Here is a 24477-nt window from a genome sequence, read left to right on the forward strand (position 1 = left end):
AGCGAGTTTATGTCAGCTTAGAACGATTTCTTAAAGCCAATTGATGCATTAACCGGCGCTTCAACCTGCGACTTACTGCCACCGTTGCTAAATTGCGTACCCAGTTCTCCGTAAACCTGCAGGTTTCTGTCGATAGACCATGACAGACCGGCTGCAACTTCAGTGCTGGAGTACTGTTGTGAAGACTCAAGCGTGGTGGTGGCTACCGCATTGCTAAAGTGCGTTTTGTCTTTTGAACCCAGACCCTGCCAGACGTTGACCCTGCCGTAAGGCTGGAATTTGCCATGGTTGGTGTCATAGTCAGCGACCAGACGCACGCCCAGACGGGCGGTAAAGGAATCCGCGGTATCCATTTTCACTTTCGTTTGGGTCACACCATCAAGCCGCCCGTTATCAAAGTCGCTGTATTGATAGATTAACTGAGCCTGAGGTTCCAGACTCCATGCGCTGGCGCCTAAACGGAACGATTTACCCACTTCTGTCGACGCCGTCAGCGTGTTGCCTCTGACAGTATACGAGCCGTTGTTACCGGTCGCCGCCAGGCGGGATTTATGGTTACCGTATTGCAGGACGTTATCAACATACATCCCGTCGCCCGAGAACCAGGTGGCGTAGCCGCCGACATAAAACGCGTTGTCGTCGATGTTGCCGCCTTTGCCGTCGCTGCCTGTCTTCGTGCCTTTCACGTTGCTGTCGATATCAAGAATGCTGGTATACATCCCGGCTTTCCAGCTTTCGTTGGCATACATATCGACGCCAACCTGAATCCCCATGGTATGGGAGCTGGTTTGCGTTCCAGCCGCATCATCCAGTTTGGTTTTACCGGAGTAGCCAATCATTCTTGCCCAGGCTCGATTGTCTTCATCAATACCCGGTTTAACCTCGTCCCCCATACGCTGGTGCATGTTGCCTAACAGGCTGATGTCGCCCTGACGAACGACGCTGGCGAGACCAGAATACAGCATAGTTTCTGGACGATATTCGCTTCTCAGATACCAGTTTTCACCCTGACCCTGAGCGTTGCCCGCATGCAGTTGATACTCAAATGCGCCTGCAGCCATACGATCGGCGGCAAGATGGAAGGCGTCTCGTGACGTTTGTGCCGTAGTGGTTGCGCCATTGAGCGCGGTTACCACTTCGATACCATCACCAATAGTTGGTGCGCCGAGACCAGAACCATCGACATCCAATAGCGTACTACCGCTGGCTTTACCGCCATCGATAATCAGACGGTCGGCAATGCCTGCGCCGCTGCCATTTTGTGTGGCCGCCATGTTGATAGTTCCTTTTTCGCCGGTGTAATCCCCTTTGACGGTTAACGTTGTGCCAGTCTGCTGGCCGATGAGTGAAACATCGCCGCCGTTGCTCAGTCCCGCTACCGTCTGGTTGTAACCTTGCGTGTTGAGGGTAGTGTCAGCGACAACGTAGTGGTGTGATGCGCTACTCAGAGTGTTGGTATTACCCGCCTGCAGTACACCGTTGGCAATCAGCGTTGCGCCGCTGTAGCTGTTTTCACCATGCAACTCCGTAACACCGCTGCCGGTTTGATGCAGCTGGCCTTCGCCGCTGATATTACCGGTCAGCGCCAGGGTATCGCCACGATTGACGTTGAGTACGCCGTTATCAACGATATCTCCCTGAATGCTGCCGATATCACCGCCGTTACCCAGCTGTAAAACGCCTTGCTCGATGGTGGTGCCACCGGTGTAGGTGTTATCCAGCGTCAGGGTGAGGGAGCCTTTACCGGTTTTGGTCAACTGACCGTTACCTTCGACTTCCGTCAGCAGAGAAACGTTATGTCCGTTGGTGTCGAATGTCCCGCCGCCGGATTCCAGAGTCACCTGACGAGCGGTATCAAACGCTTCACCATATTTCAGCGTACCACCATTAAAGGTAATTCCCGTCTCTGGTGCGCCAAGGTTGGTATCACCCGCCACCTGCAGCGTACCTGAGGTGATGGTGGTTCCACCGCTGTAAGTATTGTCGCCAGTGAGGATGAGCGTACCGAGGTCGCCTTTATTCAGGCCGCCGGTGCCGCGGATCACGCTGTCGATAGTCGCGGTGTAGTTAGCGCCGTCTACTGTGCCATCGCCGACGCGAATCAGCGTATTAGCCGTATCGGTGGTAATGGCTTCACCGCCCACGCGATAACCATCGGTGGCGAACTGTGCGCCACTGATGATGACGTCGCCTTTGCTGTTATCGACGGTTACATTGCCCGCTTCACCCTGGAAGACGGCGAACGCGGCATCGGTAAACGGTGCATTCAGCGCGCCTTCTGGCGTTGATTCATCCGTTGTCCAGTTGTCATTACCCTGGCTGGATTGCCAGATACCGTCGCCGCCGTTGATGACGCCGTTGTTTTTCAGCTCGCCATTCTCACCGCCGGTGCCGTCCCAGAAACGTAGCGTCAGCCCGGCATGGTTGACCAGGTTAACCTGGTTTTTAACCGAGGTTTGTACGTACAGGCTGTCCGCAGCTTCCGGCGCGTCGGCAATGTCCATCACATTGTTGGTTAGTGTGCCGGTGTAGTTGATGACGCGGTAAACACCAACGTCAAAGCTTCCGCCTGGAGAGGTCTGGATATTGAGCTTACCGTCGAGCGTCAGATCGCCATTCACATCTATCAGGTCATTGAAGGCTCCGCCTGGGGTATAGGCCTGACCAAACTGGTAATCAAGCTGTGCGTTATCGCTGAGCGTCAGTGAACCGGTAGTCAGTTTACCCACGCTATTGATGGCCGCACCCGCGGTAATATGGCCGTCATCCAGTACATCAACCGCGCCGCCGATAATACCGTTCCCGCCGAGCGTTGCCCCAGATTTCACCGTCACCTGACCGGTCGCGGCAGACTGATTACCGTTGACCAGCAGTACGCCTTCATTGACGTCCGTGGTGCCGGTCCAGGTGTTATCGCCGGTGAGCGTTAACGTGCCGTCACCGATTTTCACCAGGCTGCCGTCGTTGCCGCTGATAATGCCGCTGATGGTGTCATCAAGATGCAGATTACCCAGTGACAATTCTTTATTGCCCAGTTCGACATTCCCCGCGCCGGACAACGAGCCGATAGATGTTGCGCTGTCGACTGCGCTGATATCGACCTTGCCGCCCGCCAGGTTTTTAACGACGGTATTCTCTGCTAACGCCTGGTCCGCAAAGGTCATCAGCCCGCTGTTATTCACGCTAGCAGTACCACCGCTGGCATTTTCTTCCAGCGCCAACGTACTGTCTTTTGACACGTTAACCGTCGCCTCGCCCGCGGTGGCGTTATCGGTTAACAGCGCTTTCGCTGTGCCCGTCAGGTTCAGTTTTGCGCTCGCGGCGGTGACGTTATCCGCCAGCGTTAACAGACTGTCGGCAATGTTCATGGTCAGGGATTTCAGGCTGGTCTCTGTTCCGCTGACATTGAGCGTTGCCCCGTTATTGACGTTCACGGTGCTGTTTTCATTGCTACCAAAGGCCCCGGTTTTGCTGACGTTGACCGTCACATTGTTGGCATTTCCGGTACCGGCAATTTCTGTGTCGCCTTTATAGCTGTTCGCGCGATTGAGCGACAGAGTACTGCCCGCATCGCTTGAGCTGCTGGTGACTTTCAGTTTACCGTCGCCGGTAATCTCACCTGTTGGCGTGAAATCATGTGAATTGAGGTCAAACACCGCCGCGTTATCATTCGCGCCCAGCGCAATGGTGCGATTGCTGGTCAGGTCCGCGCCCATCTGCAGCGTGGAGCCGTTGTTGATAGCCAGGTCGGTTCCGCTCTGACCGAGGTTGCTGTCGGCGGAAATCTGCAACGTACCGCCATCAATGCGTGTGCCGCCGCGATACGCGTTATCACCGCTGAGGATCAGACGACCAAGGTCGGTTTTCACCAGCGTCAGCTTGTCAGTCGTGCTGGCTTCGCGGATGACGGACTCAATGGTCGCGGTATAGTTTTGCCCCGCGCCACCAGCGCCAACGCGCAGCAGCAGTTCACCGGTTCCCGGCGTCTGGCCTGCGTGAGTCGCGTTTTCCGTGGTGGCATAAGCGTTAAGTGCGTCGCCTTTAACGACATAGCCATCGGCGTCAAACTGTGCCCCGGAGAAGTTAACTTCTCCCGCGGCGTTATCCACGGTAACGGTGCCACCTTTGGTGGTGAAGACGGCAAAGGACTTCTGCGCCCAAGGTGCGTTACCTTCGCCCGTTGCCGTGGTCCAGTTGTTATCACCCTGACTGCCGATCGCCATCCATTTGCCATCGCCACCATCAATTTTGCTGTCGCCCTCAATGCCCGACGCGCCGTGGCTTTGACTTACCGTCGCCCCGTCCCAGAATTGCAGGGTAACGCCGTTGGCGTTCACCAGGTTGACCTGTTTGTCGATAGAGGTCTGGACAAAAATATTGCTCTTATCCTGACTGTCCGGTATTGCGCCCAGCTCCAGCGTCTGGTTATCCAGCGTACCGCCGTAATTATAGATACGGTACACGCCCGGTCCGAAGTTACCGCCTTGCGACGTGGTAACATCCAGGGTCCCGTCCAGTTGCAGATCGCCTGCCACGTTCACCAGATCGTTTAGCGCACCGCCTGGCGTAAAGGCCTGGCCCAGTTCGAAAGCGGAGGTCGTTTTGCTGCCAAGCTGCAGATTACCGTTAACAGATAGCGTACCCGCACCGCCGTCACCGGCGCTGATGGTTGTGGCATCGTTCATCAGCACGTTGCCGCCGATAATGCCCTTACCGCCAAGTGTGGACGTACCGCTGACGGTGGTGACGCCGCGCGCCGCGCTTTGATCGCCATTCACCAGCAGCGTGCCGTTAGTAACGGTGGTGTTACCGGTATAGGTATTGTTACCGTTCAGACGGGTAATGCCGCCACCGATTTGCTGTAGCGCGCCGATACCGGAGATCACACCGTTGAGCAGCACGTTGTTGGCGCGATTAATCGCCAATACGCCGTTGTCGATGATGTCAGAGACGGCGCTCACTTCGCCTTCATTTCCACCGTCACCTAACTGCAGCGTACCGGTTTGATCAATGGTGGTAGAGCCGGTGTAGCTGTTGTTAGCGGTAAACACCGTGGTGCCGCCCGCCGCACGTTCAAATTTCCCGTCGCCGCTGATGATGCCGCGATAGATTTGTGCTGCTGAGGTATCCCCCTGAGTATCGAAGATAACCTTGCTGTCTGCGCCCTGGGTGGTGACATTGTAATCGCCAATGCTTGCGGCAGTGCTGGTTGGTTCGACGTGGTCGCCGGTACGCAGCGTGGCACCATTGTTTACAGTAAGGGTTTCGCTCGCCAGATTCAGGTTTTCAACGATGCGTACATCTGCATTTGACCCGCTGATGGTCAGTGAATCCCAGCCGGTGCCAATGTTGGTACCGGTATTCAGGTTGTCGCTAGCCAGCGTACCAATCTTCGCACCTTTTGTATCAGTGAAGGTGAGGGCGTTGCCCGTTCCCGCTGCGGTAAGGATGTGGCGCGTTTTATCCAGCGTCACATTGCCGATATTGGCTTTATTGTTACCGCCAGTACCCGCGAAATTCACTTCGCCAGCATAAGAGCCGCTACGCCAGTTGAAGGTATCCGTACCTTCACCGGTGTTGATTACGCCGCTGGTCACACCGCCGCTGATATCGATGGTGTCATTGCCTTTACCAGACTGAACTGCCACGGCCGAGTCGTTGATGGCCTGCAGGGTTCCCGTGTTGGTGATGGCTTTACTGCTGTCGCCGCTGGCGTCTATTACCGGTGAGGTGGTACTGGCAGAGATAATCTTGCCGCTGTTGGTCAATGCGCTAACATTTTTCGCGATGATTGCTGAACCACCTGCGCTGTCATGCACGTTGATGTCGGCATTGGTGGTGATACGACCGTCCGTATTGGCGCGGATACCGCTGCCTTCGCTGTTGAGTACCTCAATGGTATAGCCTTTGCCGATGGTTAGATTGCCCGTCACCGCGTCGCCATTACGTTGTTCAAAGGCGAAGCCGGTACCTTTACCGTTGACGTTGAGGATGTTGTTCAGCCCATCGTTCATGGTCAGCGCCACGCTGGTGCGGATCCCTGGGCCATCGTTGGAGTCGATGGTGACATCACGCAGCGTGATATTGGTGTTGTTGGCATCGTTTTGAATACCGGCACCGGTACCATCAGCGCGGATCATCACGCTTTGCGCGGCCAGAGCGCCAGCGCCTTCGGCCAGGCGAATACCGTCAGCGGAGCCATCGGTGGTAATGCTGTCGCCAGTCATACCGTTAATCAGCAGGCTTGCCCCTTGGGTCAACAGAACGCCAGCTGTGCCATCATCAACCTGAATTTTGCCCAGCTTATTAATCTGCGCGCTGGAGCCTGAGGCGCGTACGCCGATGCCGTTGCTGACATGCAGGGCGAGGGAGGAGTTATTGGTTAAGCTACCGCCTTTTTGAACATCGACACCAATGCTGTCGACGCTGGCCAGATCGATAATCGATTTGGTATCGAGGATCAGGTTGCCCAGATTCCTCGCCACATAGGCGATTACCTTGTTGCCGCTGGCTTCAGAGGTGATCTTCGCGTTTGAGGTGAGGGTCGTGCTCGTGGCATTGCCCTGCGTATTACCATTCAACTGATGCGCCTGACCATCCACAACCCCGGCAACGGTTCTTTCACCGGTTAAATTGATGGTGGTTTTATCGCTGATGGTCCCTTTCGCGCCGCCTTCGATAACCAGCGCCGCAGAGTCAGTACCCTTAACGGTAAACGTTGCTTCACCGGTATCTACGCTACTGCCTGCGCCAGTGGCGAGAACGCCCACGGAATTGTTACCGCTGAGAGTCAAATCCAGGTTGGAGGTGGACTGATCTTTCGGGTTAGTGGTATTACCGGCCAGCAATGCGCCATTGGCGATACGGAAAATGGTGGTGCGATCCTGACCGTTGTCATTCATCACCGCCTGACCAATATTGGCGGTAGCGCCCTTACCATACAGGTAATAACCAATCTGATCGGTGCTATTAAATGAGGGGCTACTTAAGCTGTCAACGTTAGCGATGGCGTTATCACGCACGTGGACGCCGATGTTACCGGCTTTATCCAGCGTAATATTGGAATAGACGTTAACCACTGCCTGACCGTTGGCGTCACCTTCCGCCCAGATGGCGTAGTTACGGTTACCGACGCCGCCTTCACCGTCCACCACGATAGCGCCTGCAGCGCTGGTGGTGACTTCGGCATTTTTGTTATTGGCGCTAACGTGGATCCCTACGTTGTTGGTGCCATTCACGTTAATCTTGCCGTCGTTACGGATTTCCTGATTATTTTCTGCGCCGCTGTCGTGTACGGAGATGCCGTAGTTCTTACTGCTGCCCCCTGTAGAACCGCCATTGATCACGATATTGCCGGTATTGAGGACGTTGCCCGTGGCATTTCCGACCAAAATCCCCGCGGCGTTACGGACGCCGGTTCCCAGCGTGATAAGGCCGTTGTTAATCACCTCTTTGGCGCTCTTGATCATAATACCGGCGCTCAGGCTGGAACCGCCTGCCATGGTGACATCTTTAGCCGGATCGCTTGCGTCGCGACCAAGAGAAATAGAGGCATTCTGAGCGTTGGTAAAGGTGGCATTCCCGGCGACTTCTACGCCATAAGCGGTGCCGCTGGCAAAGGATGTACCGCTTTTACGTCCGTCTACGACGTTAATCTCGCCATTGTTGACCCCTTGCGCATCGTCAGACAATTGCATACCAATCGCCAGCGTCAGCGAAGAAGCGGGGACGTCTTTGCTCCAGGGATCGGCTGCCGAAGCGGTACCAAAGTTATCGGTGGTGATCGCCTGGTTGATGATGCCGTTGTTAGCGATCTGGCTGGTGCCTTGACCTTGCATACCAAATGCGCCATAGCTGTTGACGTTTTGGTTGCCGTCTTTATCGATAAACAGCCCGGAGTTGATCATCCCGTTGTTGGTTGCCGTCGCGTCTTTTGCCAGCATGCCAATCGCCAGGCTCTGCCCGGTAGACGTTCGTAATGCGTTCAGTTCGCCAAAGTTTGTGATAACCCCGCCATCAACGGCTTTCATGACGCCATTAATACTGCCGTCAACGGCAAGAATCGCATCTTTGTTCAGGGTGCCGGAGGTGCCTGCGCCGTTGGCGTAAATAGCATGCAGCTCACCGCGGTCAGCGGTCGCGTTATTGGCATGCGATAAGCCGTCTGTCCAGACGTCGTAATCCCAACTGAGCACGTCAGAGGGCTTGCTGGAATTGATCAGACCATCAATCAGCTCGGCATACTTCGTTTGTGCTGCGGTGACGGTAGTGACTTCATCCGTTTCCAGCCACAGCTGGATTTGGCTGACTTTTTCGCCTTCCGGGTTTTCCGCCGCGTCGCTGCTATTGCCCAACAGCCAGTCGTTAAATTCGGCCAACTCCTGCGTGTTGGTGATGTTAAATGTGCGCTCACCCGTTTCGACGACTTTGCCGTCCGTATCATAGCCGTAGGTCATGAGCGTGACAGCATCGCCAAACACGGAGGTTTGCGCTGAGCCGGCGAAGGTTTTTTCAGGAATAACCGGGGCGGCGTTAAATTTGATAAAGTTATCGGATTGCCAGTAAACCTGGCTACCCGCGTCCTGAGCCTCCAGTAAGGAGGAGTCTTTGGCCAGTAATTCGATGGTATTGGTTTTGGCGCGTACATTGAGCGTGTCGTCGCCCAAATTCAGATTGGCCGTGGAGCCGTTTGTCGCCAGCGCGATGCCAAATTGTTTGTAGATTTTAGACTGCGCCGGATCGTAAGTGTTTAATGCCGAATCGCCAATCTGTGATTCGGTAAGAAAGTTACTTAACGCGTTAGTATCAAAGACTTTAATGGTTGTTTTTTCGCCGGGGAACGCCGGGTCGTTAATCTCAAATTCTGTGCTCTGCGAAGGCGTTGATGATTGGTTATAAGTCAGGTATTCCGCCAGCTCCTCGGCGGTAGTAATCGTTTTTACGCCCTGGTCAGGGCTGGTGGCCTGTAGGGTGATTTTACCGGTTTGCAGTAGCTCTCTGATGGTCGTTGATTCAACAACGCCACTTTGACCCGGACTGATGGTTGGGATCGCGCCGCTGATATTGAGCGCCTGACCAGCAGTGATATCTTCATATAAGAATCCGTAGTCGTGGACACCCTCATAATCCCCAACAGAAATACCTGTCTGGTAGTCGGCGAAAATATTATGTTCACCGATGTCGATGATCGGAGTTGCTGAAGCTTGCATTGAAGCAGCGCTTAATGCGCCGGCCGCCAGTACGGCGACAGTTTTACGTGAGCTGCTTTTTTTCTTTCCTTTGGTTAATTCGGAAACGACCACCCAGATACCGAGCACCGCGTTCCAAATAATGCTGTAAACTTTGTTCATATATAACCCTCGTCTACATTCCTGTTATGTGTATTGTTAATACATTGAGTTGTTGGCTATGGTTGGCACGCGGATGTGCTACCCGGTAATAGATTTTTGGAAATAGGATTCCCTTCCGTGCGATGCGGAATTAAAAAGTGAGCCGAAAGGAAATCTTTTAAATAATAACCGTGATAATTGTCCTTAAATAAGTCAGTTACGGCTGGCTATAGTGAGAAATGGTGTACTTGAGTCGGGAGTTATTTTTCCCGAGTTTTCTGGCAATGTTGCTTTTGTACGCCCCGATGGTTTTTTCACTTTTTTGTGATGCCCCAGCGATTTGAGTCAGTGACCACCCCCGGGCAAGCATCATCATTACGTTAAATTCGTTTGCTGTGATTTTGTTATTTATTTCTTTGATATTACGTGGTTTTTTGTTTTGTGATATGCACGTCACGGCATGCAGTAACCGATCAAGGCTGGCGTCTTGATCGAGGAACAGCATGTTCCTCCCGCAAACGGTTTGAAAAATAGAAAAAGTAGCTTCATCTGCCAAAACAATAATTTTTGTGGCAGGGCGTAAAGCCATGTTGCGGATAATCCTGGCATATTTTAAAAAATCTGAGTTGTCAGGATTAATAATGATGCAATCCATTTCATAAGGGATTATGTTGACGGCAGAAAGCGTCTGAGAGGAGTAGTACGCGATATCAATATATAATGATGAACCACGTAGGATTTCTCGCATGCCTAGCCAGGGATAAATTGATTCACCCAAAAAAATAGCCTTAGACATAACGATCTCCTTGAAATTTTGGTGCAGGCGGTCGCCTCTTTTTTTAGGCTAAAAAAGAGTTTCTTGCGACGCATGAAATGTTAATTAAATCTCGTATGACGTTCTTTGGTGTGAACGCATCCTTATTTATTGCAGATTCAACAGATATTTTCTGTATTAATTTGAATCATTAACTATTCTTAAAGTAGATATTACACTTTGTTAAAATTTAAGATAAATCGTTTATTTCAGCTCTGAGTAAATGATTGATAGATTTCGCTTATGGATCACGCGAATAATGTTTCAGCCATTTCTATAAAGACAGGGTATTCCTATTTGTACTGGAGGGGATTTATATGAAAAATCTTATATTTCAAACAGATAACCATTCTTCTTAATGGGACTATTGGCAGGTAGGAGAATTCTTAATCAAGGCCAGGATAAAGAGAGAGGGAAAGCGGTGGGAGAGAGAAATATTGTCTTATTTGCAGTTATCGACCTAAAACTCGAGTATTTAAGTTGATAACTCTGACTTATCTTAATAACTAAGCATTTTGTGCTATTTTTATCATTTGGTGCTTAATCTTCAAATCTCGCTTGAAGATGTTGTATTTTCTGCTTGCTATCGCTGATAGCGCTTAGCCCGCCAACAGCTCCTGCTCAACCTGTTGCACCTGTTGTTCCAGCGTATTGCGGATTTCAGTAAGCGCCCGTTGTTGATCGGAGAAGTAAGCCTCTTTATCCGTCACGGAGGTCGCAAGGCGCCAGGCGTTCTCAGCTTCCAGTTCGGTAATCTCTTTGAGCAGTGCGTTAATTTGTTCTCTGAGCTGCTGTATTTTGCTGCGTAAATGCTGCAGATCGTTCAATCGGTCACTCGCCATCATCGGTTCGAGGCCGCTTTGCAATTGAGTCAGTAGCGCCCGAACGGCAGCAAGGTCGGCATTCTGGCGCGCCTGGTTAAGCTGCACCATCATCTGATGCGCTTTCTCTTTCAGATCGTCTGCCACCACGTCCGGATGACAAAGACGGCTGGCCTGACGCCACAGGCGTTTTAACTCATTACGCTCTTCAGAAGAAAGTCGTTGGTCCTGGCTAAAACGATGTTGCGCATCCTGCTGCTGCTCCTGATATTCATCATACTCATGGCTGGCTTCTTCCTGTGCCTGACGGGCTGCGCTGTCGTCCTGGCGAGAAAAGTCGTTTTCCAGCTCACGAATCTCCGCCAGCAGGGCGGTAATAAGCTCCGTTTGTTGCTGAATTCGTTGACGTGTTTCCACCGATTCGCGCGAATCTGAATTCTGGTTCATCCAGAGCTGCTTAAGCCTGGCCAGTTGATCAACGGCCTGGGAAATATAGTGCTGGCAGGATTGATAGTCTTGTTCCCGGCGTTTTCGCTCCGCTTCCTGTTTGCGCTGGGCGCTGGCGGCGAGCTGTTTACGCAACTCGAGGATCCGGCTCATCAGAGGCCCAAGGCGAAGATGATACAGATCGTTGAAATCATCGAGGATTTGAATGCGCGTGTTGCGCTTATCGATCAGGTCACGCAGCTGTGTTTCGAGCGCTTTTAGTTCCAGTTTACTGGCGGCAATGGCAGGATCCTGCCACGTTGAGACTGCCCGTTGAGATTGCAGCCAGGCCGTGATTTCACGTAGGGCATCACTAAAGCGCCGTGCTTCGAGCGCCTGAACGATGGCGCCAGGCAAGACTGACATAGGCTCATTTTTCAGATGATCTACCTGCTGGAAAATAATCTCCTCATCTTCCAGTTCAATAGCGCTTTTGACGATTTCCAGTCGTTTGATGATCTTATTCATGACAGTCGTTGCCTGGCCTGGCTCAAAAACGAGTGGCTGAAACACAGCGGGTTCACCCGTTTGAAAATGTTAGAAAAACAGTAAAGCGCATTCTGTGGCCTGCGATGCCTTTTCGTCCAGAATAATTCACTGTAATTATGAACAAACGCAATGCCACGGGCACAGCGGGTCCTTATTGCGCCTTGCGACAACCAGGTTGAAATGTTAAAAGAAGCCCCTTCAATAAAAACGACACAGGGGAAGGGCGTGAAAAACGCGTCAACTGCATCTGACACCAGCGTGTCTGATGCCGCGTCAACGAATGAGCCGACGCTTCAGCGGGGGTTGCAAAACCGCCATATTCAATTAATTGCGCTGGGCGGCGCAATTGGTACCGGCCTGTTTTTGGGCATTGGCCCGGCTATTCAGATGGCGGGACCTGCGGTGTTACTGGGCTACGGCGTTGCCGGGATCATCGCTTTTTTGATTATGCGTCAACTGGGCGAAATGGTGGTGGAAGAACCCGTTTCCGGATCGTTTGCCCATTTTGCCTATAAATACTGGGGACCGTTCGCGGGATTTCTGTCCGGCTGGAACTACTGGGTGATGTTTGTGCTGGTTGGCATGGCGGAACTGACCGCGGCTGGGATCTACATGCAGTACTGGCTGCCCGATGTCCCGACCTGGATTTGGGCCGCGGCATTCTTCGTGATCATCAACGCGGTTAACCTGGTCAACGTACGTCTGTATGGCGAAACGGAATTCTGGTTTGCGCTGATTAAAGTGCTGGCCATTATCGGCATGATTGGTTTTGGCGTGTGGATGCTGTTTTCCGGTCACGGCGGGGAACATGCCAGCATTGATAACCTGTGGCGTTACAACGGCTTTTTTGCCACCGGCTGGAACGGGTTGATCCTGTCGCTGGCGGTGATTATGTTCTCCTTTGGCGGACTTGAGCTTATCGGGATTACTGCCGCAGAAGCGCAGGATCCGCAGAAAAGCATTCCAAAGGCGGTAAACCAGGTGGTGTACCGTATTCTGCTGTTTTACATCGGTTCTCTGGTGGTGCTGCTGGCGCTGTACCCGTGGGTGGAAGTGAAATCCAACAGCAGCCCGTTTGTGATGATCTTCCATAATCTTGATAGCAACGTGGTGGCTTCTGCGCTGAACTTTGTCATTCTGGTGGCTTCGCTGTCGGTATATAACAGTGGCGTCTACTCTAACAGCCGTATGCTGTTTGGTCTCTCTGTCCAGGGGAACGCGCCGAAGTTCTTAACCCGCGTCAGCCGTCGCGGCGTACCGGTGAATTCACTGATCCTCTCCGGTGCTATTACCTCTCTGGTCGTACTGATCAACTATGTCCTGCCACAAAAGGCCTTTAGTCTGCTGATGGCGCTGGTGGTGGCGACGCTGCTGTTGAACTGGATTATGATCTGCCTGGCCCATCTGCGATTCCGGGCGGCGATGCGTCGTAAGGGACGTGAGACGCAGTTCAAAGCGCTGCTGTACCCGGCAGGGAACTATCTGTGTATTGCTTTCCTTGGCATGATTCTGGTGCTGATGTGTACGATGGACGATATGCGCCTGTCAGCTATCCTCCTGCCGGTGTGGATCCTGTTCCTGTTCGTTGCCTTCAAACTGCTGTGTCGTAAGTCCCGCTAAGTTTCTACCGATCCCATCGTCAGGATGGGATCGGATCTTCTCTCAATGTTTATCGTGACCGCTCTCGCAATTTTGCCTTTGCTGGCAGGATCTTTATTTTGTAATCGATTACTTTTCTATTGAATCTATTTTGTAATCGATTACTTTTTAAAGGTGAGGCAAAAAATGGTGTCAACAACCGAAAGTAGTGGAAAACAGAACGTACAGTACCGGCTGCTGGTACCCCGGCTGTCGCTAATGATGTTCTTACAGTTCTTTATCTGGGGAAGTTGGTCCGTCACGCTGGGGCTGGTGATGAGCCAGCACAACATGTCGCTGCTGATTGGCGATGCGTTTTCAGCCGGGCCCATTGCCTCTATTCTGTCGCCGTTCGTCTTAGGGATGCTGGTAGACCGCTTTTTTGCCTCGCAAAAGGTGATGGCGGTGATGCACCTTGCAGGCGCGGCGATCCTCTGGTTTGTTCCGCAGGCATTGGTGGCGCAAAACGGTGCGTTGTTGATTGGTCTGCTGTTTGGCTACACGTTGTGCTACATGCCAACGCTGGCGCTTACCAACAACATTGCTTTTCATAGCCTGTCGGATAAAGACAAAACTTTCCCGGTGGTGCGGGTGTTTGGCACCATTGGCTGGATTGTCGCGGGGATTTTTATCGGCGTAACCGGAATTTCGGATACTACCGGCATCTTTACGCTGGCGGCGGTTATTTCTGTGATTCTGGCGCTCTACAGCCTGACGTTGCCCAACACGCCCGCACCGGCGAAAGGACTGCCGGTAAAAGTGCGCGATCTGTTTTGTGCGGATGCTTTCGCCTTACTCAAGGTTCGTCACTTTTTTGTCTTCTCGCTCTGCGCGACGCTTATTTCTGTACCGTTGGGAACCTATTACGCATATACCGCGTCGTTTCTGGCTGATGCGGGCGTTGGCGATGTCAGTACGGCGATGTCGTTTGGTCAGATGTCTGAAATTTTCTTCATGCTGGTGATCCCGTTCCTGTTCAGGCGTCTGGGCGTGAAATACATGTTGTTAATCGGGATGTGCGCCTGGTTTGTGCGCTACGCATTCTTTGCCCTCGGCATCAGCGAAGAGGGCCGATTCCTGCTGTATCTCGGCATTCTGCTGCACGGCGTGTGCTACGACTTCTTCTTCGTGGTCGGCTTTATTTACACCGATCGTATCGCCGGGGAGAAAGTTAAAGGTCAGGCGCAAAGCATGATCGTTATGTTTACCTATGGGATCGGTATGCTGCTTGGTTCGCAAATTTCAGGCGCACTTTACAACCGTCTGGTGGCGGGGCAAACGGTGCCTCAGGCGTGGACCACATTCTGGTGGATCCCGGCAGTGGCTGCCGCAGTGATTGCCGTGATTTTCCTTTTCTCTTTCAAGTATGACGACAAAGAGCAGGCGTAATTTTCAGGAGGGGTTATGAAAACCATCAAGGGGCCTGGCATTTTTCTGGCGCAATTTATCGGGGATCGCCCCCCATTTAACACCCTGGAAGGCGTGGCAAAATGGGCGGCGGAGCTGGGCTATGAGGCATTACAAATCCCGTGTAATCACAAGTCTTTGTTTGATGTCGAACAAGCAGCCAGAAGTCAGGCCTATTGTGATGATATTCGTGGGATGCTGGCCGGGCATGGGCTGGTGATTAGCGAACTATCTACCCATCTTGAAGGCCAACTGGTTGCCGTCCATCCGGCTTACGATGACGCTTTTGACGGATTTGCTCCGCCATCTGTACGCGCTAATCCGCAGGCCAGGCAGGCGTGGGCCGTCGAAACCCTCCACCAGGCTGCTGCGGCTTCGCAAAGACTGGGGCTGACGGCGCATGCTACGTTTTCAGGTTCGCTCGCCTGGCCCTTCTTTTATCCGTGGCCACCGCATAACCGTCAGCGCTTCGAAGAGGCTTTTCTGGAGCTGGCGCGCCGCTGGAGACCCATTCTCGATCGCTTTGATCATCATGGGGTGGATGTTTGCTTTGAAATCCATCCCGGTGAAGACCTGCACGATGGCGTAACGTTTGAGCGCTTTCTGGCGCTGGTTAATCATCATCCTCGCTGCAACATTCTCTATGACCCGAGCCATCTGTTATTGCAGCAGATGGATTACCTTGGGTTTATCGATGTTTACCACTCGCGCATTAAAGCGTTTCACGTCAAGGACGCTGAGTACCACGCCAGTAGCCGCAGTGGTGTCTATGGCGGTTATCAGCCGTGGCTCGATCGCGCTGGGCGTTTCCGCTCCCTGGGGGACGGTCAGGTCGATTTCAAAACCATCTTCAGCAAGCTCACACAATATGATTTCCCTGGCTGGGCGGTACTGGAATGGGAGTGTTGCCTGAAAGACGCGCAAACCGGGGCGCGTGAGGGGAGCGATTTTATACGCCGCCACATTATTCCGGTTTCTTCACGCGCATTTGATGATTTCGCCGCTGGCGATGAGGTACGCAAATGATACAGGTTGGCATTATTGGCAGCGGTTTTATTGGGCCTGCACATATCGAGGCGTTGCGTCGACTCGGCGGTGTGAACGTGGTGGCGCTGTGCGATAGCTCGCTGGCGGTTGCCCAGGAACGTGCAGATGCTCTTCATATTCCTCAGGCGTACGGCAGCGTTGAGGCGCTGCTGGCGCATCCCGGACTGCAGGTGGTGCATAACTGTACGCCGAATCATCTGCATGCCGACATCAATCGGCAGATTTTACGCGCGGGTCTGCACGTGTTTTCAGAAAAGCCGCTGTGTATGACGCCTGATGAGGCTCGTGAACTGGAAACGCTGGCGGAGCAGGTAGGAGTGGTGCACGGCGTGAGCTTTGTCTATCGTCAGTTTGCGATGGTACAACAGGCTGCCAGCATGGTCAGGCGCGGTAGCGTGGGGCGTCTGTTTGCCGTCCAGGGGAGCTATTTGCAGGACTGGATGCTGCTGGAAACTGACTACAACTGGCGGGTCGATGCCAAACAGGGCGGCAACTCACGGGCGGTTGCGGATATCGGTTCCCACTGGTGTGACACGGTGCAATTCGTCACTGGAAAACGTATTGTCGAGGTGATGGCCGATCTGGCTATCGTCTGGCCGGTACGAAAAGCCAGCATCGCCAGTAACGCTACGTTTGGCCAGCAAACGGCTGACCTGCAATTTGAGGATAAAGCGGTGACGACGGAAGATTGTGGATCGGTGCTGGTACGTTTTGACGATGGTAGCAAAGGCTGCTTTAGCGTTTCACAGGTGAGTGCCGGGCGCAAGAATCACCTGAGCTTTGAAATTAACGGTAGCCAGAGTTCACTGCACTGGGATCAGGAAACGCCGCAACAGCTTTGGGTCGGGCACCGTCAGCAGGCGAACCAGATCCTGACGGATGACCCAGGATTGATGAATGCGGATGTTGCTGCCAGTGCGCACTTTCCGGGTGGGCATATTGAGGGCTGGCCGGATGCATTCAAGAATATGATGCAGCAGTTCTATCAGGCGGTGCAGGCAGGCAAAATGCCCGCGACGGCGGAGCGTCGATTTGCGTCATTTTCTGATGGTGCGGATGTGATGTATATCATTGATGCGATTATAAAAAGCCATCAGCAGCAGCGCTGGGTATCAGTGCAGCGCTAAACACGCACCCGGTTCGCCGGGCAGTGATTTTATGGTAGCCTCAACGTAAAGCCTAAACCGCAGGACTTGTCGTCGTTATGTCTATTCAAAAAATCGCCCAGCTTGCCGGTGTGTCGGTGGCGACGGTATCGCGTGTGCTGAATCACAGTGATACCGTCAAAGCCAAAAATCGCGAGCGCGTGCTACAGGCTATTAAAGAAAGCAATTATCAGCCCAACCTGCTGGCTCGTCAGCTGCGTACGGCACGCAGTTCGATGATTCTGGTGATGGTTTCCAACATTGCCAACCCTTTTTGTGCAGAGGTTGTTAAAGGCATTGAAGAAGAGGCGGAAAAGAATGGCTATCGCATTTTGCTGTGTAATTCCGGCTCGGATACCGCCCGCTCAAAATCGGCGCTAAAGCTGCTGTCGGGGAAAATCGTTGATGGCATTATCACCATGGATGCATTCTCAAAATTACCGGAACTGACCACGCTGATTGGCGACGCTCCCTGGGTTCAGTGCGCGGAATATGCTGATAAAGGCGCGGTTTCCTGCGTAGGGATTAACGATGTTGACGCTGCGCAGTCGGTAATATCTCACCTGGTGGAAAAGGGCTATCGACGCATTGCGCTAATCAATCATGATCTGAGTTATAAATACGCCCGGTTGCGTGAACGCGGCTATAAAGCGGCGCTGCATGCGCTGTCGCTTGAGTATCAGGCCGTAGAATACGCCAGCGAGTTAAGTTCCAGTGCAGGAATTGCGGCGATGAAAACATTGCTTGCCGCAGAGGTGAAACCCGACGCGGTGTTTGCCGTATCGGACACGCTGGCCGCTGGCGCGATGCGTGCTATTCTCAATGCCGGATTACAGATCCCCCAGGATATCGCCGTCGTGGGATTCGACGGTACGGAACTGGCAGAAATGGTTTCCCCACAGCTTTCGACCATTGAGCAGCCCTCGCGGGATATAGGCCGCAAAGCGGTAGGATTGCTGCTGAATAAAATAGAAAATCCTGACGCGCAGACGGAAAGGGTGATGATGGACTGGCGCTATATTTCACGCGCCAGTACCTGAGCGTTAGCGTTGAAATGCGCCTGACAGCGCGCGAATATCATTTCCGGTGGGTGACTGATGAATGCGCAAGCCAAATTCTTCGATCACGGCGAATATATGGTCGAAAATATCAGCCTGAATACTTTCATATTCCAGCCAGACCACCGTATTGGTAAAAGCATAAATTTCGATCGGTAAACCGTGATCGTCTGGCGCAAGCTGGCGCACCATTAACGTCATATCTTTGCGAATCCGCGGATGATGACGCAAATATTCGTTCAGATAGGCGCGGAAGGTGCCAATATTCGTCATCCGACGGTGGTTTAATACCGATTCAGGCGCATCTAACTGCTGATTCCACTCGTCAATTTCCTGATGGCGCGTGGTCAAATACGGTTTCAGCAGGTGCGCTTTATGCAGCCGCTGACGCTCATCCTCATCAAGAAAATGAATGCTGGTAGCATCAATGCTGATGCTGCGTTTAATGCGTCGCCCACCGGAAGCCGACATCCCACTCCAGTTTTTAAAAGAGTCCGATACCAGTGACCAGGTTGGGATAGTGGTGATGGTGTTATCCCAGTTGCGCACTTTTACGGTGGTTAAGCCAATATCAATCACCGCGCCATCTGCGCCGTATTTTGGCATTTCCAGCCAGTCACCCAACTTCAACATATCGTTGGCTGAAAGCTGTATTCCGGCCACCAGCCCGAGGATCGGATCTTTAAACACCAGCATTAACACGGCGGCCATGGCACCCAGACCACTTATCAATATTGCCGGTGACTGACCAATCAGCAGGGAAATCATCAATATTCCGACGACAATAGCGCTGATGAGCTTGATGCCCTGAAATATGCCTTTTAGCGGCAATTGCGATGCGGCAGGGAATTTTTGCGACAGATTGAGAATGACGTCCAGCAGGGAAAACAAGGACAACAGGGCGTACATCATGATCCACAGCTGTGCGCAGGTTACTAATATTTCTGCTGCTTCACTGCCTTTCTGTAACCAGAGTGCGGCCTGTATATTGACAATGATACCCTGCAGGGTGAATGCCAGCCGGTGAAATAACTTGTTCTGCGTGATGATTTGTAGCCACAGGCGGGAGCTGGCGTTGGCGCGCTTTTCAAATGCGCGTAATACCACCCAGTGCAAAATAACGTGAACAATAATGGCGGTGATAAAAATAATGCCAAAAATCATCACCAGTGAGGTGGTGTGATTTATTTCAATGCCGAGTTCTTCTACCTGAGATATCAATTCCTGCATAACGTCTCCTTAATAAACAGCGGTCTATGATGACCGCTGTGTAGAGCTTATGCAAATGCGGGGATTAAACTTCCGTCAGTGTTGTTTCCAGCGGCAGACGAGATTTTGGCAACGCGGCGTTGAAATCTTCTACGCTGTGATGACCCACCGGGACCACAACTACGCTGGTGAACCCTTTTTCTTTCAGGCCAAATTCTGCATCCATCACCGCCGCATCGAAACCTTCGATCGGCACCGCATCCAGACCCATCGCCGCCACGCCCAGCAGGAAGTTACCGACGTTCAGGTACACCTGTTTTGCCATCCAGTGGTTGTCATCTTTCAGCTCTTTGCGATGCATGTCGGCAAAGAAGGTACGGCCTTTGTGGTTTGCGGCTTTGGCTTCAGGGGTGGCGAAACGGCCATCGCGCTCTTCTTGATCCACCACGCGCTCCAGCCAGGCATCGTCCATCGCCGTTTTGGCGCAGAACACCACGACGTGGGAAGCATCCAGCATTTTACGTTCGTTGAATACAAAGCCGCCGGCTGCGGATTTCGCCACGCGCGCTTTACCTTCGTCAGTGCTGGCAACGATAAAGTGCCACGGCTGAGAGTTGGTGCTGGACGGACTAAACTGCAGCAGCGTTTTTAATTTTTCGGCCTGCTCAGCGGTCAGTTTTTTATTCGGATCGAATGCCTTAGTGGAGTAACGTTTTAAGGCGACAGAAACAATATCCATAACTACTCCTGGTGATTTTTCATACCCTGCGGGTGCGTTTTGTTTCAGCAGGGTACAGGGTTAGCAAGAAAAAGATAAGACAGGAAAATGCAAAAACACTTATCGGAGTTAACGATAAATCAACCTGGACGCAGGCGTTTTTGATCCCGCTTCGCCAGGCCGTCTACGACGCGATGCCATGAATCATTTACCAACTCCGTCAGTAATGACTCGGTAATGTCGTCGCCTGGGTAGACCGATATCCAGTGCTTTTTATTCATGTGATAGCCGGGTTCAATGCTGGGGTAGATCTGCTGGTTTAACAGTGACTTTTGCGGATCGGCTTTCAGGTTAACCAGCGGGCGTCCGCGAAGCTCTGAGACCAGCATAAAAATTTTGCCGCCGACTTTGAAGACATCGTATTCCGGGCCGAATGGCCAGCAGTGCTCGGTAAAAGGCAGTTCGAGCGCAAGGCGCTTTGCACAGGCATGTAAGGTCTGGCCGTCCATTATTTTTCCTCACGGGTGAGTGCGCGCCACATCGCCTCAAATCCCATCGAAATATATTCTTTTGCGCGAGCCGCGTCGCGGGCGGCGAACTCCATGGTGGTCTCTGCCAGAGAAAGAAACAGCGCGTCGCCAAAGGCGCGATACTCGTCAGACATAAACTCAGGTCGTACGGAGCGATGACAAAGATCGCGCAGTTCCGGGAACATATCATCAGCCTGCTGTTCCGTTTCTTTGCTGATTTTCTCGCTGACGGCCAACTGGCGAATCGTGCGATGCCCGCAGGTATGGTTCAGGCCCCAGCTAATGTAGCTGTTCCAGATGTAGTGAGTCATGGTTTTGGCATCGGTCACCGATCGATCCAAATTTGCCATCATCGACTGACAAAGGTCTTGCTTCAAAAAGAGGTAAAGCTCGTTGATCAAATCATCTTTGGTTGCGAAATAGCGAAACAACGTCCCCTCCGCAACCCCTGCATTGCGGGCTATCACGGCGGTAGATGCCGCAATGCCTGATTGTGCAAATGCTGTGGTTGCAGCTTCCAGTAATGCCAGTTTTTTGTCTTCACTCTTCGGACGAGCCACTACACTTTACCCTTAAGTCTGTAAAAAACATGATTGAATCACGGCCTTTGCAGCACCGCAACGGCGAATGTCAAAGATTGAAAATCATCTTGACGGCGAACTTTCGATTTCTATAATGAGTGCTTACTCACTCATAATCAAGAGTCAGTCGCGCAAACCAGCGGAAAGGGGCGCGTTTAAGGTCAGGATATGAAGCGTCTCACAGTTTGTGTGGTTGTTATTATGCTTATTGCCGCAGCTGCAAGTTTACCGTTTGTACTCAATGCCGGGTTTGGTCAGGCCCCGCAAGGGGCACAACTGAGTTTGGTTGAACAGTCACCTCACTATCGTGATGGACAGTTTCATAACCAGGTGCCGACACCGGGCTATACCGGCAACAAAGGCATGCTGGCGGCCTGGTGGGAATTTCTGGTCGCTAAGCGTGATAATGCGCGCCCGGCGCAGCCGTTACCGCTGGTGGCAACCGATCTCGCCGGACTTTCGCCACAACAGGATACTCTGGTCTGGCTCGGCCACTCCTCATGGTATTTGCAGCTGGCGGGTCAACGTATCCTGATTGATCCGGTATTTAGCAATTATGCCGCGCCGTTTTCATTCCTGAACAAAGCCTTTGCCGGGGATTATCCGTGGACTGCGCAGACGATGCCGGAGATCGATCTGCTCATTATCTCGCACGATCACTATGACCATCTGGATCTCGACACTATCAAGGCGTTAATGCCGAAAATTAAGCGGGTGATTACGCCGCTCGGCGTAGGGTCGCATCTGCGTTACTGGGGGATGCGCAGCGAGATAATCGAAGAGCGGGACTGGAATCAGTCCGTCAGAGTGACGGATTCGCTGATCGTTCATGTGCTGCCTGCTCGTCATTTTTCGGGGCGCGGTATCAAGCGCAACCAGACGCTATGGGCGAGCTTCATGTTCGAAACGCCGGAGCAGAACGTTTATTACAGCGGAGATTCCGGCTATGGACCGCATTTTAAAGCCATCGGTGAGCAGTTTGGCTCGATTGATTTGGCGATTATGGAGAACGGTCAATATGACCAGGACTGGAAGTTTATTCACATGATGCCAGAAGAGACGGCGCAGGCCGCGGCCGATCTGCATGCGAAAGCCGTGTTGCCAGGGCATGCCGGCCGTTTCGTTCTGGCGAAACATACCTGGGATGATCCCTACAAACGACTGGCGCTTGCCAGCCGTCGTCAGGATTACCGACTACTGACGCCAATGCTGGGTGAACCGGTAATACTGTCCGAACCGGACCAACCGTTTACGGCCTGGTGGCAACAGGCGACTCAATGAATACAGGGGAGAGCATGATGACGATTTCTGCTCAGGTCATTGATACGATTGTTGAATGGATTGATGATAATTTGAATCAGCCATTGCGCATTGATGATATTGCACGCCATGCGGGATATTCCAAATGGCACCTGCAGCGTCTTTTTATGCAGTACAAAGGTGAAAGCCTCGGGCGCTACATCCGCGAGCGTAAGCTGCTACTGGCGGCGCGCGATCTACGCGATACCGACCAGAAAGTGTATGACATCTGTTTGAAATACGGATTCGATTCGCAGCAGACCTTTACGCGAATTTTCACCCGTACGTTCAGCCAGCCGCCGGGCGCGTATCGCAAAGAAAATCATAGCCGAACGCATTAACGGCAAAGGGTTCTCGCGGGTCTAATCCGCCAGCGAGAACCAGCGCCGCCAGATAAAACGCAGTACAAAATATTCAATCACCCCCAGCAGTAAAAACCACAGACAAAACAGCAAAGTATAAAATTGGTTGAGATCCATTAGATGAAAGGTGGCGACGAGTTTTTGCGCCAGCACAATGCCCAGTGAGGGGGCGGGCAGCAGCAGGCAAGACAAAAAAGCCAGCAGCAGGATCCCTGCGGCGGTCATCAGTGATTCAAGCGGGTGTTTCATGGCATTGTTAAACTTGAGTTAAAAAGCCATTGTCCGGGATCTCTGTGGGCAACGCAAACGCCACGCTTACAGCCCGGCCCAAATCTCACAATGTTTTTTCACCAGACCGCTTAGTGATCCGCCATCGGCGACAAAATCACGCATGCTCTGCGCTTCATCATGACCATTTTTAACCTGCAGACGTAAGGATTTAATCGCGCTGGTCGCGCCCACTTTGTCCGCAGAGGCGGCGACATTCTCCAGTAGCCGTAGCGTGTCATCTGACAGGCGGTGCCCATCGCCAGTATTGACGTCGGTGATGATTCCCGCCATGCCAAAGCGGCAGGCCTGGAAACGGTTAAATTTATACAGCAGGTAATCACGCTCCTGGTGCTTGAATGGCCGTTTAGTGAGCAACCAGTGGGCGGTAGCCTGAATAAGTCCCGCCATATTGACTGCGTGTTCAAGGGTTAGCGGAGTGTCCATGACGCGAACCTCTACCGTACCAAAGTGCGGGCTGGGGCGGATATCCCAGTGTAAATCTTTAATGCTATCAATCATGCTGGTGTAAGCCAGTCGACGAAATAACCCCTCAAATTCCTGCCAGTTATTCACCCACGGCATCGGGCCATTATCGGGAAATCCGGAGAAAATATTCAGCCGCGCGCAGGCAAACCGCGTGTCGGACGTTTGCATATAAGGTGAGGCGGCAGAGAGCGCAATAAAATGGGGAACAAATCGCGACAGGCCGTGCAGGAGGTAAATAGCATCATCGCCGTTTGCGCAGCCGATATGCACATGTTGGCCGAATACCGTCGCCTGCTGAATAAGATAGCCAAAATTTTCCAGGTTGCGCCGATAGCGTTCGTCATCGCAGACTTCCTGACGTTGCCATTTTTGAAACGGATGCGTACCGCCGCCACAGATGGCGAGGTGATGCTCGGCAGCAACCCGCGAGATTATCTGCTGCATGGCGGATAATTCAGCACTCGCCTGGTCGATATTGCGACAAACCCCGGTCGCCATCTCCAGCATACTTTCAGTGATATCGTGCTTTACTTCTCCGGCGGTGAGCTGCGGCTTTACGGCGTCAATCAGTCGGGAAGAGTCCTGGCTCAGGTCGTAGCCCGGAGGATTGACCACCTGCATTTCCAGTTCAATGCCTAACGTAAAAGGGTCAGAAACATGAAAATCGGGTAGGGACATAGTGTTCTCTTCAGCGTTGATTTTTAATCAGTATAGACGCGTCATCTTGCAAGCTGCATATAGAAGGGCCGCTGATTTTCTGTTCGATGTCAGAAATCCCCCCGCGATGC

The 24477-nt window shown here is 52.5% G+C and carries 16 protein-coding genes; 7 read left to right on the forward strand and 9 right to left on the reverse strand.

Annotated elements, in window-relative coordinates; genetic code table 11:
• Positions 1-17: 17 nt before the first annotated feature.
• From OGV52_RS04180 to OGV52_RS04190, 3 genes are all read right to left on the reverse strand, one after another.
• On the reverse strand, positions 18-9350 hold the full coding sequence (locus tag OGV52_RS04180; protein WP_287108126.1) for an autotransporter outer membrane beta-barrel domain-containing protein: 9333 nt from the start codon (positions 9348-9350) through the stop codon (positions 18-20).
• A gap of 196 nt (positions 9351-9546) precedes the next feature.
• On the reverse strand, positions 9547-10125 hold the full coding sequence (locus OGV52_RS04185; protein WP_047501815.1) for a helix-turn-helix transcriptional regulator: 579 nt from the start codon (positions 10123-10125) through the stop codon (positions 9547-9549).
• Between the two features lie 617 nt (positions 10126-10742).
• Positions 10743-11918, reverse strand: coding sequence for a coiled-coil domain-containing protein (locus OGV52_RS04190; protein ID WP_047501814.1), 1176 nt, complete (start codon positions 11916-11918; stop codon positions 10743-10745).
• 246 nt (positions 11919-12164) lie between these two features.
• Here OGV52_RS04190 and pheP point away from each other — a divergent pair, with 246 nt between their 5' ends.
• The 5 genes from pheP to OGV52_RS04215 all read left to right on the forward strand — a co-directional run bounded on the left by pheP (position 12165) and on the right by OGV52_RS04215 (position 18216).
• Positions 12165-13559 carry a phenylalanine transporter gene (gene pheP, locus OGV52_RS04195; RefSeq protein WP_047415083.1) on the forward strand — a complete coding sequence of 465 codons (1395 nt, stop codon included), beginning with the start codon at positions 12165-12167 and terminating at the stop codon, positions 13557-13559.
• A 165-nt stretch (positions 13560-13724) separates the two neighbouring features.
• The gene (locus OGV52_RS04200) at positions 13725-14966 is read left to right on the forward strand and encodes an MFS transporter (RefSeq protein ID WP_016155933.1); all 1242 of its coding nucleotides are present in this window, start codon (positions 13725-13727) and stop codon (positions 14964-14966) included.
• Positions 14967-14981: 15 nt separating this feature from the next.
• The gene (locus tag OGV52_RS04205; protein WP_115190853.1) at positions 14982-16010 is read left to right on the forward strand and encodes a sugar phosphate isomerase/epimerase family protein; all 1029 of its coding nucleotides are present in this window, start codon (positions 14982-14984) and stop codon (positions 16008-16010) included.
• Positions 16007-17158 (forward strand): Gfo/Idh/MocA family protein, encoded by a 1152-nt coding sequence (locus tag OGV52_RS04210; RefSeq protein ID WP_141894951.1) that lies wholly within the window; start codon positions 16007-16009, stop codon positions 17156-17158. The genes OGV52_RS04205 and OGV52_RS04210 overlap by 4 nt, the downstream gene beginning before the upstream one ends.
• A gap of 77 nt (positions 17159-17235) precedes the next feature.
• A complete protein-coding gene (locus OGV52_RS04215) occupies positions 17236-18216 on the forward strand; it encodes a LacI family DNA-binding transcriptional regulator (protein WP_016152169.1) in 981 nt (326 codons plus the stop codon).
• Positions 18217-18219: 3 nt separating this feature from the next.
• Here the strand turns inward: OGV52_RS04215 and OGV52_RS04220 are convergent, their stop codons facing one another.
• From OGV52_RS04220 to OGV52_RS04235, 4 genes are all read right to left on the reverse strand, one after another.
• Positions 18220-19464, reverse strand: coding sequence for a mechanosensitive ion channel family protein (locus OGV52_RS04220; RefSeq protein WP_016152170.1), 1245 nt, complete (start codon positions 19462-19464; stop codon positions 18220-18222).
• A gap of 64 nt (positions 19465-19528) precedes the next feature.
• Complete coding sequence (gene nfsB, locus OGV52_RS04225) at positions 19529-20182, reverse strand: oxygen-insensitive NAD(P)H nitroreductase (protein ID WP_016152171.1); 654 nt, start codon at positions 20180-20182, stop codon at positions 19529-19531.
• A gap of 119 nt (positions 20183-20301) precedes the next feature.
• Positions 20302-20670: an MmcQ/YjbR family DNA-binding protein gene (locus tag OGV52_RS04230; RefSeq protein WP_016152172.1), complete on the reverse strand. Its 369-nt coding sequence runs from the start codon at positions 20668-20670 to the stop codon at positions 20302-20304.
• Positions 20670-21251, reverse strand: coding sequence for a TetR/AcrR family transcriptional regulator (locus OGV52_RS04235; RefSeq protein ID WP_016152173.1), 582 nt, complete (start codon positions 21249-21251; stop codon positions 20670-20672). The genes OGV52_RS04230 and OGV52_RS04235 overlap by 1 nt, the downstream gene beginning before the upstream one ends.
• Before the next feature lie 189 nt (positions 21252-21440).
• Here OGV52_RS04235 and OGV52_RS04240 point away from each other — a divergent pair, with 189 nt between their 5' ends.
• Entirely contained in the window at positions 21441-22553 is a 1113-nt protein-coding gene (locus OGV52_RS04240; RefSeq protein ID WP_287108129.1) for an MBL fold metallo-hydrolase, read from the forward strand.
• A gap of 17 nt (positions 22554-22570) precedes the next feature.
• Complete coding sequence (locus tag OGV52_RS04245; RefSeq protein WP_003021996.1) at positions 22571-22912, forward strand: RamA family antibiotic efflux transcriptional regulator; 342 nt, start codon at positions 22571-22573, stop codon at positions 22910-22912.
• A gap of 21 nt (positions 22913-22933) precedes the next feature.
• On the opposite strand, the gene OGV52_RS04250 is transcribed toward OGV52_RS04245, so the two are convergent.
• Positions 22934-23182 carry a DUF1158 domain-containing protein gene (locus OGV52_RS04250; protein ID WP_016152175.1) on the reverse strand — a complete coding sequence of 83 codons (249 nt, stop codon included), beginning with the start codon at positions 23180-23182 and terminating at the stop codon, positions 22934-22936.
• A 66-nt stretch (positions 23183-23248) separates the two neighbouring features.
• Complete coding sequence (locus OGV52_RS04255) at positions 23249-24367, reverse strand: YbdK family carboxylate-amine ligase (RefSeq protein ID WP_137367285.1); 1119 nt, start codon at positions 24365-24367, stop codon at positions 23249-23251.
• Between the last annotated feature and the right edge of the window lie 110 nt (positions 24368-24477).

Origin of the sequence: Citrobacter sp. Cb041 (genome assembly GCF_030336655.1) — a bacterium.
Taxonomy (GTDB): domain Bacteria; phylum Pseudomonadota; class Gammaproteobacteria; order Enterobacterales; family Enterobacteriaceae; genus Citrobacter; species Citrobacter braakii.